Here is a 17450-nt window from a genome sequence, read left to right as displayed (position 1 = left end):
TGTCCATCACCTCCTTAAAGTTATTATCGCTGAATATTCTGAATCAAAAAGTGGCAGCTACTAAACTTGCTGAATGATCTCTTTCACCTTCTCCACCTTTTGCTCGATTTCGCGTCTAATCTGAAACGCTTGATCAATTGTGACAGCATGAAAACGGACCTTCGATTGTGGTCTTGTCTGAGCCAGCAAGTTTAAGTCTGGACGGATGACCGTTCCAATCGTGACATAGCCACCCCCACCTGTGCCGTCTGTCATTAAAATAATTAACTCCTCTTCATTCGGAACAATGACTCCTCCGATCGGATAAGGAATATCGACAATATTGCCAAAGCTATTGCCAGATCCAAATGGCGGTACTTCTTCTTTATAATTCACTCGCCCGCCATGTAACCGATACGCCACTCGATTGGATTCTGTTTGAATGACCCATGCTCGATTTAAAAGACCGACCAGTCCTTCGTCTTTGATTCTGTCACACGTAAGCCCCATCACGAGACGAATATTCATTTCCTTTGAAAAAGAAGGATGAGCTTTAGCCGGCAAGGTCTTTCCTACCTGTCGAATCGCTCCTGGCAATGGCTCATGTAGTGGAAGGAGGTCTCCTTTTAATAAAGGTCTTCCTAACACACCAGCAAATTCACTGGCTAGACAAACAGATCGACTGCCGAGCATTTCTGGTGTAGCGAGCCCTCCTGACACACAAAGGTAAGCGAAAACACCTTCACGAATTGCACCAACAGACAGTACATCTCCAGGCTGTACAATAAATGGCTGCCATAATGGAATCAGTTCTCCATTCAATCGAACCTCCGCTGGTGCCCCAGTTACAACAGCGACTGTTTTTTTCTGAAATTCTACGCTAGCTCCTTTAATCATCATTTCTAAAGCTGCAAAATGACGAGGGTTTCCAAGCATAATATTGCCGAGTACATAAGAATATTTATCGGCCGCTCCGGATGGCGGTACGCCCATATGGTAATAGCCAAACCGTCCCATATCTTGGATCGTCGTTCGAATGCCTGGTTCTACGATGCGTATGACCATTTAAAATCCCTCCATAATCTGTGAGATATAGGCCGCTCGTTTTTCATCGTATTCCTCACCGGAAAATGGCACGTGCTTCACCTTGTATTGATACGTATGCTTATGGACCTCTTCACGAATATTACGGTATTCAGCTTCACTCACCGGTCGATATTTCCATAAATCACCTGGTCTTGCTAGAAAGAACGACTCTTGAAACACCTCTAAGCTTTGTGTCGGATCATACACCGGCACTGCTGACAAGCCGATTAACTGATAGCTTCCTGGTGATTGTGTCGGATAAACAACGGTGAACGCTCCACCGACGCCAACTGCTTCCCGCGGCGTTTTCGCTCTCGGACTCGTATATTTCGGTGCCTGAATCACTTGTTCATTTTCAACCCCTAGCGGAAACGTCCAAGCAGTACCTGGCTTGAATCCGAGCGAAGTCACAAAATACGGCTGCACGGAATGGGCTTCAATAAAACGCTCCTTATCCGTGAACCCATTAATCTCCATCACAAAGTCGAAGTTGGATCGACCTGGTTCTTGATGGCGGTGCTGATCCTTTGCGATCGCTTCCTTCGTGATGTGATCATCGTACCAAACAGGGATCTCAATTAAGCGACTGTCAAAGTTCAACTCCGAACGCTTACTTTTTTCCCGGTCAACTTCCTGCAAATAAGCAAGCAAATCATGAGGAGATACCTCGTTCGGGTTGTAGCGAATTAAATAGGATGCATTAGCTGGATAAATTTCAACAATGCCTGGGATTTGCCGCTTTCTCAGCTCATTCGTAATTGAAATCGCTTTAAAATTGCTTTCTATTCTCATTTCCTTTGAAATCTCGGCATAAATATACTCATCACCACAAAAGTCAAACCTGGTTTCAGGGAAGATTAGCATTTCGATCACTCCTTTACTTTGATGTCTTTTTCATTCGGCGGCTAATGGTCGAAGCACTGACTCCTAGTACAGTGGAGGCTTTAGCTGCGGTACCGTATTTTCCAACGGCTAGCTGAATGAGCTGATGCTCAATTTCTTCGACCGCTTCCTTTAACGGCATAATGCCTTTCACCGTAATGCGACCAGCCTCTTCTCCATCGGTATCCCAAATGGCTCGAAAGACATCATTTCCAGAAATCTCTGCTTGTTTGGAAGTAACCACTAATCGTTCCATCACATTTTGTAGCTCTCGTATATTTCCCGGCCATTGATAGCTCTCTAATAAATGAAGCCCTTCTCTAGACAGCTTCTTTTCTTTTTGATAAGCGACATTAAACTCTTTCAAGAAGTAAAGCGATAACGGAGCGATATCCTCCTTCCGCTTGCGCAATGGCGGAACCGCTAACGGAACGACATGCAACCGGTAAAAAAGGTCTTCACGAAAGTTCTGATCTTGCACCATCTTTTTTAAATTTCGGTTCGTGGCAGCCAGCACGCGAACGTTGACTGGAATCGGCGTCAATCCTCCGATCCTCACTACTTCACGCTCCTGAAGGACACGCAACAATTTCACCTGCATATGAAGCGGGAGTTCGGAAATTTCATCGAGAAAAATCGTGCCTCCGTGAGCCGCTTCAAATAGCCCCTTCTTGCGATCACCCGCACTTGTAAACGCTCCCTTTTCATGCCCAAACAATTCACTTTCTAGCAAATTCTCAGGAATGGCTCCACAATTAATCGTCACGAATGGCTGCGTCGAGCGCGCGCTGTACGCATGAATATGACTGGCGATCACTTCTTTTCCGACACCGGATTCTCCCGTAATGATCACCGTTGAATCGACGGCTGCTACTTGCTTCATTTCTTCAACAAGCTGTGTCATCACTTTGGAGCGATACACCATTTTTTTATGCGTTACGGGGGGAGAATCTTCTCCTAACAACCTGCGTTCAACTGGTTCGTCCGCCGTCACATCTCGCGAAAGAACAAGCACTTTTTGAAGCTCTCCTTCTTTATATACCGGAGTGGCTGTTGATAGAATCTTACTGTTATGATGATTATGCTGAGCTAAGCTAATTCGCTGCTTTTCTTCCATGCAAAGGTTAACGATATTCGGTTCTAGCATACCTTGCTCGGCTAAGTCATTGACGTTTTGGCCTATTAAATTCTCTTTAGAAAGCCCTTTCCAGAAGCTTTGTAAAAATGCCCCCGCTACGCTTGTGATCACACCTGATGGATCAATCACCATAATTTGTTCATTCGAGGCCCCATAAATCGCTTGCAACTCTTCACTCAGCTCGCGAACAAACTGTAACTCACTCACCGCTTCTTCTAAAATCTCCTGTAAGTAAAAGACGTGAACAATCCCTTGAATTTTCCCTTCATGATAGAGTGGAGAGAAATGCCCCATAATCTTTTTGAAATTAAAAGAACATTCAATGCCAAACTTTCTTTCTCCCACTAAAATGTTATCTAAGTTGGTTTCGGTCGCAATCATTGTTTGGTAATTGCGGCTGACGAGAATGGAACGTGAAAGCCCTAAAATTTGCTCGGCCGTTTCATTCATGAAATTCACTTCAAACTTCTCATTCGTTGTGATAATGCCCATTTCTGCGCTATCTAAACTATGGTTTAATAGAGCAAGCTGCAAGTGACTCATCGTTTGTTTCGCTTCATCGACCGTCACATAACCGACGATTTCATCTTGCGCATTCACCCCAACAAACAAATAACAATTATGCCAAAACTCCACCCAACTCGTTTCGCGAACGAACAACATATCCTTTTCAAAATGGATCAGTTCATCGAAAGAGGCAACGTGCTCAAGCTGACGAAATAAAGTGGTGGGGGTGATATACCCAACGAGTTCCTCATCCTCATCAAACACAAAGGCAATCGGGGTCTTTACTTGATTAAACAAACGAATTGCTTCTTGCAAGTTTGTTTGCTTTGTCATCTTTAGCGGAAGAGGCTTTAACACCTCTTTCCATTTCCATCTCATCTTCGCCATCCCTCCGATCTACACTTTCAAAACGAGGGAAGATCCTAATAAAGTGAAACTTTAATCAGTGGGGGGCTCTTCATCCCCCACTGATTATTAGTTGAACCAATCGGGCTTTTACGGGCAGTTGCCCCTCCACCTAACTTCTTTGCTTTCGCTAAATTTTGAGTTAGGGGTCTTACTGCCCGTTAATGCGGGATAAACGCAGTGAATACGTTTACATTTGTCTTAATATAAGCAAATACCGTGCCAAAAACTCAAAATATAAAAAATTCAGAAAACAAACGCGGTATAACTAGGAATCTTCCCTATTCGACATAAAACTACTTCGATTCAAAACTGCAATAACCCTTTTTATAAATTGCAAAATTGCAAATCAACTTGCAATTTTGCAATTTATAAAAGAATAACTGTGGCAGACAAATGTCCATGACAGCCCTAAATGCTTCCTATATAATAGAACAGTTAAAAATTTAAATTGTGAGGTTTTCTTCGTGTCTAAAGCACAAAATTGGTTATCATTAAACTTTTTCACTTTCTTCTTTACTTGGGGGATTTTCATGCCGTATTGGACGGCTTGGTTAATTTCGAGTAAAGGCTTAACAGTCGAATCAGCGAGTACCGTCATTGCGGTCGGCTTACTCGTTCGCTCATTTTCCACCTTTTTCATTTTCCCTGCTTTAAGTAGCAAATTCCCGATCGGTCTACTAATGAAGGGATTGGCTATTTCAAGTGTCATTTTGCTCTATTTATTTATCCCGTTCGATTCCTTTTATGCGATGATTTTGGCGATGACGTTGTTTAGCCTTGTGTATCCACTCATGCTGCCATTGACGGAAAGCATCGGGGCGATCATGATGCAAAGTGAACATATTAACTACGGAAAAAGTCGCTCATTTGGGTCTATCGGTTACACAGTTGGTTTATTAGTCATCGGAGCTGTCACTGCCTATTTTGGCGAGGGAGCAATCATTTACATAATGTTTGCCGGCTGCTTGCTCGTCGTCATTTCGGCGTTTTACCGGACACCTGCCTCCTTACAGGAAAAGTCTGAGACAACCTCTGTCCCGTTTCGCTCTTTGCTACAATCGAAGCGTTTTGTGATCGCGATGATTATTTGCGTATTAATTCAAGGTGCTCATGCGTCTTACTACAATTATGGCTTTTTATATTTACAGCATTTAGGTGTAAATAATACGTGGAGCGGCATCATATTAAATATTGCCGTCATTTCAGAAATTATCTTTTTTACGATGGCGGATCGATTAATGAAGAAAGTCCATGTGTCTTCGATGTTCCTTGTCGCTGCACTCGCTTCGGTCGTTCGTTGGACATTGTTATTTTTATTTCCAAACGTATCGGTGTATATTTTCACGCAGCTACTTCATTCGTTAACATTCGGACTCGCTCATTTCGCTTTTATTCGCTTACTCTATCAAGAGTTTTCTAGCCGTGAAATTCCTACAGCTCAAGGGATTTATGCGTCGCTTGGAATGGGACTTAGCACGTCTTTACTAACCTTTGCAGGCGGCTATTTATATAAGGAAACACCAGGACTTGCTTTTCTAGGAATGACTGTTGTGATCATCCCAGCTATTTTACTTAGCCTCTATATGAAAAAAAATTATGATTCTTCCGCAGAAAATCGTTGAAAATGCTTTCAAAACCTTTTTTTTCCCTTATACTTAAGAGGATACACACGTCAAAGGAGAGGACAAAATTAATGAAAATTGTAAAAGCTGAAGTATACGGCATTCATTTGCCACTAAAATCACCATTTATTATTTCTTATGCTACTTTTCATCACATGCCTTCGGTCATTGTGAAATTAGAAGCAGATAACGGCCTCATCGGTTGGGGAGAAGCGGTGCCTGATGAACATGTAACAGGGGAGAGCTTCCATGGTACACTTGAAATTTTGAAACATGTACTTTTACCGATGGTTATGGGGAAAAATCCATTTCAAATTGAACAGATCCATCATATAATGAACAAACGAATTATTGCGAACCCAGCAGCTAAAGCAGCGATCGATATCGCTTGTTATGATTTAATGGGGAAAGCAACGGAACTACCGGTATACGATTTAATCGGTGGTCGCGCTCACGAAGAACTAACATATCCGAAAGTACTAAGCATTGAAGAGCCTGAAGTAATGGCTGAAAAAGCACTTGAAGCGATCAAAGCTGGATTTAAATCACTAAAGCTAAAAGTTGGAATCGATACACAAATGGATGTGGCACGAATCGCTGCTGTCCGTGAAGCGGTTGGAGCCGACGTTCCAATTCGTGTCGATGCGAACCAAGGTTGGCACGTCTATTCCAAAGCGGTCCAAGCGATGAAACAACTTGAACCATTACAGCTATCTTGGGTAGAACAACCAATCCGCATCGGCGACATCGACGGATTAGCTCAATTAAAACGTCAATCAACAACGCCATTAATGGCTGATGAATCGCTTCAAACAGGCGAGCAACTCATGGAAATGATCAAAAAAGAAGCTGTTGATAAAATTAACATTAAACTAATGAAGTCAGGCGGTATCTTCCCTGCTATCCATATCGCGAAAGCTGCGGAATATGCAGGAATTGACTGCCAAATCGGCTCAATGGTCGAGTCATCGATCGGATCAGCGGCTGGCTACCATACAGCAATTGCTAGAAAAAATATTACAAGCACTGAATTAACTGGACCAATTTTATTCAGCAAAGATATCGGTGATCTACATTATGATGTGCCATTTGTTCGCCTGAATGAAAAACCAGGTCTTGGACTGACAATTGACGAAGACATGTTACAGGAATTAACGGTCACGAAATTTGACGTTCAATAAGGAGATGTCTCACTTGAGTAAAACCGACACCAAGCTAGAAAATCGCCTGCTTGATATTTTTAATCATTTGCATACTCATGCAGAAATTAGTTGGGAAGAAACGAAAACAACCGCTTATATTGCTGATTTACTTCGGTCTGAAGGGATTTCTGTTTCTACCTTTGATGATTGCACTGGACTTGTTGCTGAAATCGGTTCTGGCAAACCAGTGATTGCTGTTCGCGCTGATATGGACGCGCTCTGGCAAGAAGTGAACGGAGTCTTTCAAGCGAATCATTCATGCGGTCATGATGCTCATATGTCGATCGTCATCGGCGCAATCTTACAATTAAAAGAGCAAGTCACTAATGGCTGCGTTCGCTTCATTTTTCAACCGGCAGAAGAAACCGGTGGTGGGGCATTGAAAATGGTGGAAAAAGGGGTCGTCGACGATGCAGATTATTTATTCGGCATTCATTTGCGTCCAGTTGAAGAACTTCCATTCGGCAAAGTTTCACCGTCGATTCATCACGGAGCAGTGACTTTTTTACAAGGAAAAATCGAAGGGCACGATGCTCACGGTGCCCGCCCGCATCAAAACATCAATGCCATTGATATTATTTCTACGCTCAATGAGCAAGTGAAATTAATTCAATATTCGCCATTCGAAGTCTATTCTGCCAAAATGACGTATGTCGAAGCCGGTAGCCAAAACTATAACATCATTCCTGGCTCGGCTAAGTTCGGAATGGATTTACGAGCACAGAAGAATGCGGTTTTGCAAGATATGCAGAAGAAAATGGAACAGAAAATCGAGCACGTTTGTCAGCTTTACGGCGTGAACATCAGCTATGAATGGCTCGATTTCACTCCCGGTGCGGAAGTGTCGGCTGAAGCAGAAGAATGGCTCCGCCGAGGAATCATCGAAACTGGCGGCATGGATATGCTAGCTGAACCAGTGATCACACCTGGAAGTGATGACTTTCATTTCTACACGATTAAACGGCCACACTTAAAAGCGTCGATGATGGGAATCGGAGCCGACTTAAAGCCTGGCTTACACCATCCCAATATGACATTTGACAAAAATGCGCTAAAACTTGGCGTTGATGCATTAACAAACACCGTTTTACTGGCGTTAAAATAATTAAAACCCTGAAAGTAGCCAGCTACTTTCAGGGAAATATCAGAAACAAAAAAAAGGTGGAGAAAAACGAGTCGTTTTTCTCCACCTCTTTTATTTTAGGACCTATTAGGCGCCCTCTCTATTAATCTAAAATAGTAATATTAACTGAGCGTACGCCCCATTGATACGCTTGCTCTTTTGTCGGCATATGAAGATCGATTTTATTTCCTTTAATTGCGCCACCCGTATCTCCAGCAATCGCTGTTCCGTATCCTTCTACATGTACTTTTGAGCCTAATGGAATAACGTTTGGATCAACGGCAATGACTTTTGCATTGCGATTTGCATTTAAATTAATACCTGTTGCAGTAACTCCTGAACAGCCGTTACATTGTGCTGTATACGCTGTTGCAGTGACCGTCATTGTTTTTCCTTGTACGTTAGATGAAGCTGCTTTAGCAGGTGCTTCTTTTACAGGCGCCGGCTGTGTAGATGCTTGTGCCGCCGGCTTCGATGCTTGCTCGACTTTCGCATTACCAGCAACCGCTAATTGATCTCCTGGGTAAATCATATGAGAAGATAAGCCATTTAATGCTTTTAATGAGCTAACAGATAAACCGTGAGCTGCAGCAATTTTCCCTAAAGTATCTCCAGCTTTAACCGTGTAAGTACCGTTGCTTGATTGAACTGGTGCTACAGTTGAACCACCGTTTACTTCTAATCTTTGATTAGGAAAGATCAAGTCTGAAGAAAGGTTGTTCCAGCTCTTTAACTGTTGAACAGTTGTGCTATTTTTTTGTGAGATGCCCCAAAGTGTATCTCCCTTTTGTACTGTATATGTTTGTGCTGATGCTGCCGTACTAAAAAGGCCTCCGCCAATCACTGTAGTAGCTGCAAGTGCAATAATTTGTTTTTTCATAATAGAAAAACCTCCAAATTGTTCTCATACATGGCTGCCGCCTGTGAGAATCTTTTTTTATTCGGTCCATTGGTCAAAAGTAACAATCTATTTACTATTTATATAAACGCGTTAGGCACCTCGCCTTTCGCTAACATGACTCATTGTATCACGCAGACACCCTGTAATGTTTTTAAGAAGTCATTACTCTTTCATGTGTGTTTATGACGAAAGGATTACAAAGAAGTCATTCTTTTCTATTTGTCATCTTGATGAAATAGTTCAGATTGTTTCTATCTTTTCGACAACAAAACTGTAAAAAAAAAGAAACCCAAGAACAAATGGATTTCTAGTAAACTGAGAAGTTATTATTTTAAAACTTTAATTTTTACTTTCCGAACGCCCCAACTATACGCCTTCTTTTTCGTTGGCATATGGACGTCAATTCTATTACCTTTAATAGCGCCGCCTTTATCACCAGCAATCGCTTCTCCATATCCTTCTACATACACCTTTGATCCAAGTGGAATCACTCTAGGATCAACCGCAATCACTTTCGCATTAGGGTTCTTTTTTAAATTAATTCCTGTAGCTGTAATACCAGAACACCCTCTACAGTAAGCCGTATAAGCACTCGCTCGAACCGTCAATTCCTTCACTACTTTTTGGTTTGCAGGCTCAGAAGGCTTGGAAGGCTTAGCCGAAGCAGCCGTAGAATCCGTATTAGAAACTATTAATTTAGTACCCGAATACAACATATTAGATTTCAAGTTGTTCCATTTCTTAATTTGAGCAACAGTTGTTTTATATTTTTGAGAAATGCTCCATAATGTATCTCCATGTTTTACTGTATAAGTCGTAGTTGCTGCTTCAGCAGTTGAAGCACTAAAGACTAGCGCGGCAAAAATAAACGACATAATCGTTTTCTTCACGAATAAAAACCTCCTTAATTTTGAACACAGTCCACATTCTACCATGAGATTATAACGAGCATATTACACACAGATGTTTCTTTCATTACACTAATATTTCATCAGATTGAATTTTCTGATAGTTACTTCACCAACAAACTGTTTAGTCTATTGATTTCTATCAGATTACCTTTCAAATTCTCCTAAAATATTTGTCATCATTTTGTCATTTTTCTTCTATTGTGATAGACATTTTTTTATGCATCTTTATTATAAGCAGTCGTTAGATTATAATAGACTAGTGTCAAATGATTACAGATAACAAGGGAAGATGTCATTTTATTCTATTTATTGGAGGATTTTCGTGATGATTTATCAATTGCAGCTAGTCAAAGGGCTGTTGCGACCAACAGATAGCTTCTATCGCCTCGAACAAGCAGAAGCGATCCGCGGGTTATGGAGCCGCTTGTCTTTATTAGTGTTTTTCAGTATGTTAATTTCTTTCATAAGTGGCTATTTAGGCATTCAAGCAGAGCCTGTTTCTACATATATAATAGAAATGAATCCAACCATTTTCGAGTGGAAGAAAATGCTCTTCGCTATTGGAACAGCCGTATGGGGGCTGATTTACCCACTAGTGGTCATTTTTATTCCAACTCTATTATTTTGGACGTTTTTAGAAGTCGATTTTCGTAAATTAATGGCTTTACAAACATTTGTCTACTTGATTTATTTAATAGAATTTTGCGTATTAATCGGATTACAACTATTTTTAGCGATTCCAAGAACGTCGTCACCATTCACTTTAGGCGTACTTGCTCAATATGTCACGGATAATCAAATTGTCATTAGTTTCTTTAGTTTCATTTCATTATTTCAATTATGGGCCATCGCCTTGCAGTACCGCTTTTTAAAGAGCGTATCTACAAAAAGTTCGAGCTACGTTTTTTTATTAATCATCATCATTACATTAGTTTTTTGGGTATTCTCAGCACTATTTACGTCGATTCATATCGAGCGATTATTTTAACATGCGAGGAGGTGTCAAAGCATGAACATGAAACGACTCAAACGCAATGCTTTTATTATAGGAAGCATACTATTCATTGTTGGCAACTTATATTTAACATTTAAAGAAGATAGTAAAGCGGAACGCACACAGTGGGTCACTGAATGGAACCCCTCGGCTGTGAAGGACATTACTGAGTCCTTTCAAACGGCAGGTGTGATCACTACTGCTGAAGTGACCCCCGTCTATTTCAATCGCGATCAAGGAAGCTTTCAAAAATTTTTAGTCGAAGAAGGACAAGTCATTAACTCAGGCGATCCGCTATTTGAATACTCCTCTGTCGACCTTGAACGCCAATTAACAAAGCTTGAAGCAGAAAAAGCCGAAGCCCAACAAAAAATTAGATTCGTTGAACAACAAATCTCGCAATTTGAAGGGATTTTAAGTGATTTAGAAAGAGAAACACGAAGAACGAGCAAGAAGGACAAAGATAATAAAGACGAAGACAGTAGCTTAAGCGCCATTACGATGATGGAAAAGGAAATCATCGAGCAAGAAACCAAGAAGAAAAATCTCGAAGAAGAAGTTCGTAAGTATGAGAAGCTCGTTTCACAGCTGGAATCAAATAAAAGCAACTTAGTCGTAAAAAGTGAAGTTGAGGGCGTTGTTAAAAACATTGACGAACAGCTAAACAATCCACTGATCACGCTTCATTCGCCAAACCTAGCTGTCCAAGGCGTACTTACTGAACAGCAAATGAGAAAAGTATCGGAAGGGTTGCAAATAAAAGCGACTGTTGCTCCGGAAGCATTACAGTTAGAGGGATCGATCTCAAGTCTGCAGAAATTCCCGGAAAAAGAACCATCCGTGAACCGAAAAAGCCTATATCCATTTATGGGGCAGCTCAATCAAACAGGCAATGCCCAAACCGCTGACTTGCTTCCAGGAATGAAGTCAAACGTCACGATCATTACAAACGAAGCTCTTCAAGCGATCACGGTACCGAAGTCTAGCGTCGTCAAAACGAAGAAAAAATCCTATGTATATGTCCTAAACAAAAAAGGACTAATCGAAAAGAGAAACATTCAAACAGGACTGCTCGTGAACGGTGTCCAAGAAGTACAAAGCGGCTTACAAAAAGATGAAATTGTCATCACAGACCCGAGCAAACTACAAACAACAAAAGCCCACTTTACCACACCAGTCCAAAAAGATTTACTCAAAAAGAAGCCCTTTAAACAACTATCAACAAAAGAAAGAATCAAATTCATCCTCATGGGGGCATTGTCTTAAAAAAACAGAGCAAAATCGCTCTGTTTTTTTGTTTAGCTCCACTTTTCTTTTTTATTCCAACATATAAATATCATGGTAATATTATACTAGATTCATATTCTTTTAGCGGAGGTTACATATATGAACACAGGAATGAAACTGGTCATCGGCCCCCTTGCTCTACTTTTTTTATTGTGTTGTTACACCATTTCTTCAGCTACCACCATTGAAGAACGCTACATGAAGACGACGGCGCCAACCGATTTTTCACAGGTAGATGAAGCGACAGGAGAAACGGTGACTCAGCCTATTCCCATCGACACGATCGTCCGATTTTTATCTATTGACAATGATCGAACCCAAGTAGAATGGAATGGGCAAACAGGCTATATTCCTAGCCAATTTTTACAAGATATTAGCTTATGGGACGTACACCCAGATGCGAACCAGTTGCAAACAACAACAGATAGTGCACTTTATAAGAAAACAACCGGGGGCTACAAAAAAATGGCTCGTGTGTTATCAGGGGAAACCCTGCAAACAACGGGAGAAGAAGCCGGCTATATGATCATCGATTTCAACGGCCAACCCGCTTATATCGCTAAAAGCGAAACAATCCCTGTCATAGATGGTCAGCTTCCAGGCGGCGTTCAACCAGGATCTCCCATGAATAAACGTGGCGTGACGAAATATACTACAAATCTTCTATACTCTAAAAATGGACAATTAACACCAATGGCTCGCATACAATCTAATGAACCACTTTTATTTATTGCTAGCTATAGAGACTATTTCATCACAAAAATCGGTGGTAGAACCGCTTATGTGAATAAAAAAGATGTGCTCTTGCCATCAGGAAATTACGTCAATCCTCTCAAAGTGTATACATATGAACAAATGACTGCAGACTTAAAGGAAATCGTTCAGTGGTATCCAGGGCTTGCGTCTTTAGAAGTGATCGGCAAATCGGTTGACGGACGAAACCTTTATGCGTTAAAGCTAGGCAAAGGTCGAGAAGAAGTATTTATCAATGCTTCTCATCATGCTCGTGAACATATTACAACGAATGTCACCATGGAAATGATTGACCAATATGCCTATGCCTACGAAACAAATAAAAAAATTGATGGCTACGCGGTGAAAAATCTCCTTGATCGAGTGTCGATCTACTTTGTACCTATGGTGAATCCAGACGGTGTATCACTTGTACAAAAAGGAGCAAACAGCGCCAAGAATCCAGCAGCAGCCCTGAAAATCAATCGCAATCAACGGAGCTTTGCCGCTTGGAAAGCTAATGTACGTGGCGTCGACTTAAATCGCCAATATCCAGCTGGCTGGCCAACAATTTGCTGTGACCCAGGTAAGCCTCACCCGCAAAACTATAAAGGACCAAAGCCGCTAAGTGAACCAGAAACGAAAGCACTGTACGACTTTACACTGAAACATCGCTTTAAAGCTTCTGCTGCTTATCATAGCTCAGGACAAATTATTTTCTGGCACTTCTATCAATCAGGTGCCCAAAAAACACGAGATTACAATATTGCTAAAAAAATCAATCGAAAAACCGGCTATCAACTCGTGCCGCCGAAGAAGAAATATAGTGGCGGCGGATATACGGACTGGTTTATCCAATCACAGAAAAAACCAGGCTTCACGATTGAAGTCGCTCCTTATGTAGGTCACCGACCGGTCCCGATGACTTATTTCTCAAGAATTTGGAAGCAAAATCACTCCATCGGGCTGTTATTGGCTAACGAGAGAATAAAGTAAAGTTTTCCTCTCCACGACACACAAAAAACAGGTTCCGTCATCATTCCGGAACCTGTTTTTTAAATAACCTTACTTTACTGTTAATTTATACGATTGTGCCGAAGCTCTTCCTTGTGTTTCACTTACTTCGATAAAGTATTTGCCTTTTTTCAAGTTAATGGAGGCAATTTCTTCATCACCGCTTCCGTAGTGATCAAAACTCGCCACACGAGCACCTTTCTCATTGTAAATTTCCACTTTGCCATCGAGGCCACTTTCCATTTGGAGCGTAATGTCATAGCGTTTGTCTTTCGCTACATTTAAAGCAAAATGATCTACGTCACCAAATGGGATTTCAGCATTCATATAGCCATTTACATATAAATGATCCTTCGCCTTTTTCAAAGCAATTGGCTTTTGCGGCACATGGTTAACTACTTTTCCATCGCCATCTCTTAAGCTACTTTTCATTTCTGATAGCTTCACTTCATAAGGGAGTAAATTCGGTTGGGCAGACATAAGAGATCTAACCTCTACAAAGTAGCCTGTATGTTTCTTTGCTTTAAACGCCAGATCAACAGTTGGTTCAAAGTTCATTTCAAACAAGCTTGGGCCAAATGGAACTTGCTTTAATGCTTCCTCTTCATCAATCATTTTATCGCCGTTTGTATCCTCTATTAACATCCCGCTGAAAATCATTGGCTGGCGTAAATCATAAGGGATCGTCGCTTTTTGTGCAGCTGTGACATTGGACGGCTTAATACTTAAACGATGAATTTTCTCTGCTTCACCATTTTTAAAGTAGTAATAATCGACATCCCCAGTATGAATGAAGTAGTTTTTATACGTTGTTCCTTGTTTAATGTTTGCTGCTTTTTCTTGACTATTTTGATCTGTGTCAGACTCTTTAGGAACATCCGCGATCTTTTTTGTACGAATCGTGTACGGATCACCAGAAATATTATACGTCGAATTCGCCACGCGCAAGACATATTCCTCTCCTGCCTTCAATGCGACCGTCGTTTTATTCGTTTGCTGACCTCCACCTAACAACGCTAAAATCATGCCTAGGATGTCATCTCCACCCTCCGTAACCGGAAGTAAAGCATCGATGTCTTCATTATATTGTAAAATTGTGCCCATTGGCATCTGACTAGAGCCTTTCACAATATCTAATTCATACACACCACTCGTTGTTGGGACGAATTTGTAATAATCTTCATCTCCCTCGACTTGGAAGTATCCACTCTGCTCTTTTCCAAGTGTATAAGGAATCGACTTTTCTAAAATTTCTTTATCTATGTTATATTCTTCATCAATCATGTTTTCTGTAAAATCCGCTTGATCTTCAGCTTTTTCTTCCGCATACGTTTGTGGATCAATCGTGCCATTTTCTAAGCTTTCTTCTAAATCCTCTGCTATTGGCCAACCATCCTCATCAGCCGGAAGCTGTCTTTCCTCTACCTTGAATTGATACGGAAAGGCTGATGTTGTAGCAGGTCCAAGATCAATACTACCACCGCCCATTCCAAGCAGAGCTAATATAGAACCCATGTCTCCATCCATCATCGCTGCTTCGTTTGTAACGGTGATTTTATAATCAACTCCTGGTACGGCTTTAAACGACAGCACCTCACCTTTACTCGGTCCGTTGTCATTAGCCATCACCACTTCTTCTTCTCCGCCATCTTCATCTACCACCATCGATACACTTAATGCCGCATTCACACCTGGTATGTCTGATAATGAAATTGAAAGAACTTTCGGCTCGTCAACAGCAAAAGTGAAATAATCATGATCCGGCATTTCTGGTTCCGCTGGGAATAAAGTGAAATCACCTTTTGCGTATGGGAAAGAAGTAATTTCCACTGGATTCTCAGACGTATCAGCATCTGCTTGTAACGCGGTAATGGTGTTCGCCGTCAATGTGTATGTCGACTGACCCGCACGATGGTAATTGTCGTTAACATCCTTCACGCCAATCACAAGCGTCCCTTTTTCTGCAGCTGTATATAAATAGGCTTCTTTCTCACCTGCACGGCTTTTATTATGCTCGATGAACACGCCTTCTTCCGCACCTTCAGGGATAAAATAAAACTCCATGCCGTAATCGTAAGAATCAGCGCCTTCTAGCACTGTTTGTACATGTTCATTTTCATTTAAATCAACCTTGTACCAATGCACTTCACCTGGTGATTGAATATTACCTGTAAAACTATTCTCGCCATTCTTCAAAGGCTTCGCTGTTTTTAATACCGCTTCTTCTGAGTAATCAGGTTGTGCTGGAAGGCTCTTCGGATCTAGCTTCAAAGCAGCCACCGGATTAATCAGTCCGTTCGCGAATTTTGTGTCGTATCCTTTTGCTCCAAGGTCTGTCGCTGTTTTTTCTAATATATTCTCAACGTCATAAGACGTAAGATTTGGATATTTTGATTTTAATAGTGAGGCAACCCCTGCGACCATCGGAGAAGCCATTGATGTTCCTGTTAACGTTGCATAGCTAGAGCCCTTCCCTAACTCATAACCTGTGTTGTAAATGTCTTCACCGGGTGCAACGACATCAACCGATGGACCGAAGTTAGAGCTATCAGACAGCATTTTATCACGATCAACATTTCCCACACTAATAACACCAGGATAAGCAGCAGGATAAGCATACACATCTGTTGATTCATTTCCAGCGGCTGCCACAACAACGATCCCCGCATCAATTGCTTGCTGAATCGCGTCTTCCACTAGCGGAGAGGAGCCAAAGCCACCAAGGCTTAAATTAATGACATCAACTTTTTTAGAGACCGCATAAAGAATCCCTTCTGCGATCGTGTAATCATTGGCGCCTGCTTTCCCGTTAAACACATCAACAGGTAAAATTTTGGCATTCGGATTGACGCCATATCCGCCAAGTCCATTATTTGCTTTAGAAGCAATGATGCCGGCAACATGCGTTCCATGCATATCACGTGCTGGCGTTTTCGATGGGTCTGCTGCGTTATAAGGTGGAAGTAGCTGGCCTTGTAAGTCAGGATGTTTATAATCAACGCCTCCATCAACAACTGCCACGGTTACTTTATGTTTACCAGCTTGCTTGATTGCTTGATCAATATTTAACATTGGCAAATGATACATTTTAGATTTTTTCGGATCACCGAGTGCTGGAGCGAATTGCTTATATTTCACACTTGGGCTGATGGATTCAACCGTTTTCTCGTTTTGATAAACTTTTAACACATCATTGAATTTTTTTGATTTCGGTATGTAGATGACATCATAACCAAGCCGTGGCAGCGAGCGTACAAGCTTCACTCCTGCTTTTTTATGTACTTGCTTGGCGATTGGCTTATTGTACTTAATCACAAATGTATTAGAATTAATAAATTCTTCCATTTCTTTATTCGCTTTGTACATTTCAACCTTCTTCTTCGCTTCATTTCCTGGAAGAGAGGCTGATTTAGCCGCTTGCTGAAATTGCTTTACATCCTCCGCATGGATCGATGTGCTTGAACTCGAAGCCATCGCTCCTGCTGGAAATACCATAACTGCAGATATTCCCAATGCTAATGCGCGTTTCCAACTGTTTTTCATGAACATAACCCTCCTGCTGTTTTTGCTTACCTTTATCTTAACGTATGAGTTACAAAAAAGTTTCATTTTTTTAATATTTTTGTAATAAATTTAATCAAAAGTTAAACAATAGTAACATTTC

General features: G+C 41.3%; 12 protein-coding genes. 6 read left to right on the top strand and 6 right to left on the bottom strand.

From position 1 onward, the window contains the following. Positions 1-60: 60 nt before the first annotated feature. Genes CEF22_RS02605 through CEF22_RS02595 form a run of 3 tightly spaced genes read right to left on the bottom strand, consistent with a single transcriptional unit; the run spans position 61 to position 3970 of the window. Positions 61-1044: a 5-oxoprolinase subunit C family protein gene (locus CEF22_RS02605; RefSeq protein WP_100401636.1), complete on the bottom strand. Its 984-nt coding sequence runs from the start codon at positions 1042-1044 to the stop codon at positions 61-63. Beyond that, positions 1045-1929, bottom strand: a complete 885-nt coding sequence (locus tag CEF22_RS02600; RefSeq protein ID WP_100401635.1) for a 5-oxoprolinase subunit B family protein — start codon at positions 1927-1929, stop codon at positions 1045-1047. It abuts the gene before it with no gap. 13 nt (positions 1930-1942) lie between these two features. Continuing rightward, on the bottom strand, positions 1943-3970 hold the full coding sequence (locus CEF22_RS02595) for a sigma 54-interacting transcriptional regulator (protein WP_100401634.1): 2028 nt from the start codon (positions 3968-3970) through the stop codon (positions 1943-1945). A gap of 494 nt (positions 3971-4464) precedes the next feature. On the opposite strand from CEF22_RS02595, the gene CEF22_RS02585 reads away from it, so the two are divergent. The 3 genes from CEF22_RS02585 to CEF22_RS02575 all read left to right on the top strand — a co-directional run bounded on the left by CEF22_RS02585 (position 4465) and on the right by CEF22_RS02575 (position 7929). After that, a complete protein-coding gene (locus CEF22_RS02585) occupies positions 4465-5622 on the top strand; it encodes an MFS transporter (protein ID WP_100401633.1) in 1158 nt (385 codons plus the stop codon). A gap of 71 nt (positions 5623-5693) precedes the next feature. Next, a complete protein-coding gene (locus CEF22_RS02580) occupies positions 5694-6803 on the top strand; it encodes a mandelate racemase/muconate lactonizing enzyme family protein (RefSeq protein ID WP_095480295.1) in 1110 nt (369 codons plus the stop codon). 4 nt (positions 6804-6807) lie between these two features. Next, positions 6808-7929, top strand: coding sequence for a M20 peptidase aminoacylase family protein (locus CEF22_RS02575; protein ID WP_095480294.1), 1122 nt, complete (start codon positions 6808-6810; stop codon positions 7927-7929). A 121-nt stretch (positions 7930-8050) separates the two neighbouring features. On the opposite strand, the gene CEF22_RS02570 is transcribed toward CEF22_RS02575, so the two are convergent. Further along, the gene (locus tag CEF22_RS02570) at positions 8051-8827 is read right to left on the bottom strand and encodes a LysM peptidoglycan-binding and 3D domain-containing protein (protein ID WP_100401632.1); all 777 of its coding nucleotides are present in this window, start codon (positions 8825-8827) and stop codon (positions 8051-8053) included. A 347-nt stretch (positions 8828-9174) separates the two neighbouring features. After that, a complete protein-coding gene (locus tag CEF22_RS02565) occupies positions 9175-9738 on the bottom strand; it encodes a 3D domain-containing protein (RefSeq protein ID WP_100401631.1) in 564 nt (187 codons plus the stop codon). Between the two features lie 343 nt (positions 9739-10081). On the opposite strand from CEF22_RS02565, the gene CEF22_RS02560 reads away from it, so the two are divergent. The 3 genes from CEF22_RS02560 (at position 10082) to CEF22_RS02550 (ending at position 13768) form a co-directional block, all read left to right on the top strand. Next, entirely contained in the window at positions 10082-10747 is a 666-nt protein-coding gene (locus CEF22_RS02560) for a hypothetical protein (protein WP_157843143.1), read from the top strand. 21 nt (positions 10748-10768) lie between these two features. Further along, positions 10769-12019 (top strand): efflux RND transporter periplasmic adaptor subunit, encoded by a 1251-nt coding sequence (locus tag CEF22_RS02555; RefSeq protein WP_100401629.1) that lies wholly within the window; start codon positions 10769-10771, stop codon positions 12017-12019. 120 nt (positions 12020-12139) lie between these two features. Beyond that, positions 12140-13768 carry a M14 family metallocarboxypeptidase gene (locus CEF22_RS02550; RefSeq protein WP_100401628.1) on the top strand — a complete coding sequence of 543 codons (1629 nt, stop codon included), beginning with the start codon at positions 12140-12142 and terminating at the stop codon, positions 13766-13768. 69 nt (positions 13769-13837) lie between these two features. Here the strand turns inward: CEF22_RS02550 and CEF22_RS02545 are convergent, their stop codons facing one another. Beyond that, positions 13838-17329, bottom strand: a complete 3492-nt coding sequence (locus CEF22_RS02545; protein WP_157843142.1) for a S8 family peptidase — start codon at positions 17327-17329, stop codon at positions 13838-13840. Between the last annotated feature and the right edge of the window lie 121 nt (positions 17330-17450).

The organism is Bacillus sp. FJAT-42315 (assembly GCF_002797375.1).
Lineage (GTDB): Bacteria > Bacillota > Bacilli > Bacillales > Domibacillaceae > Bacillus_CE.
This window is presented reverse-complemented; position numbering and strand designations above follow the sequence as displayed.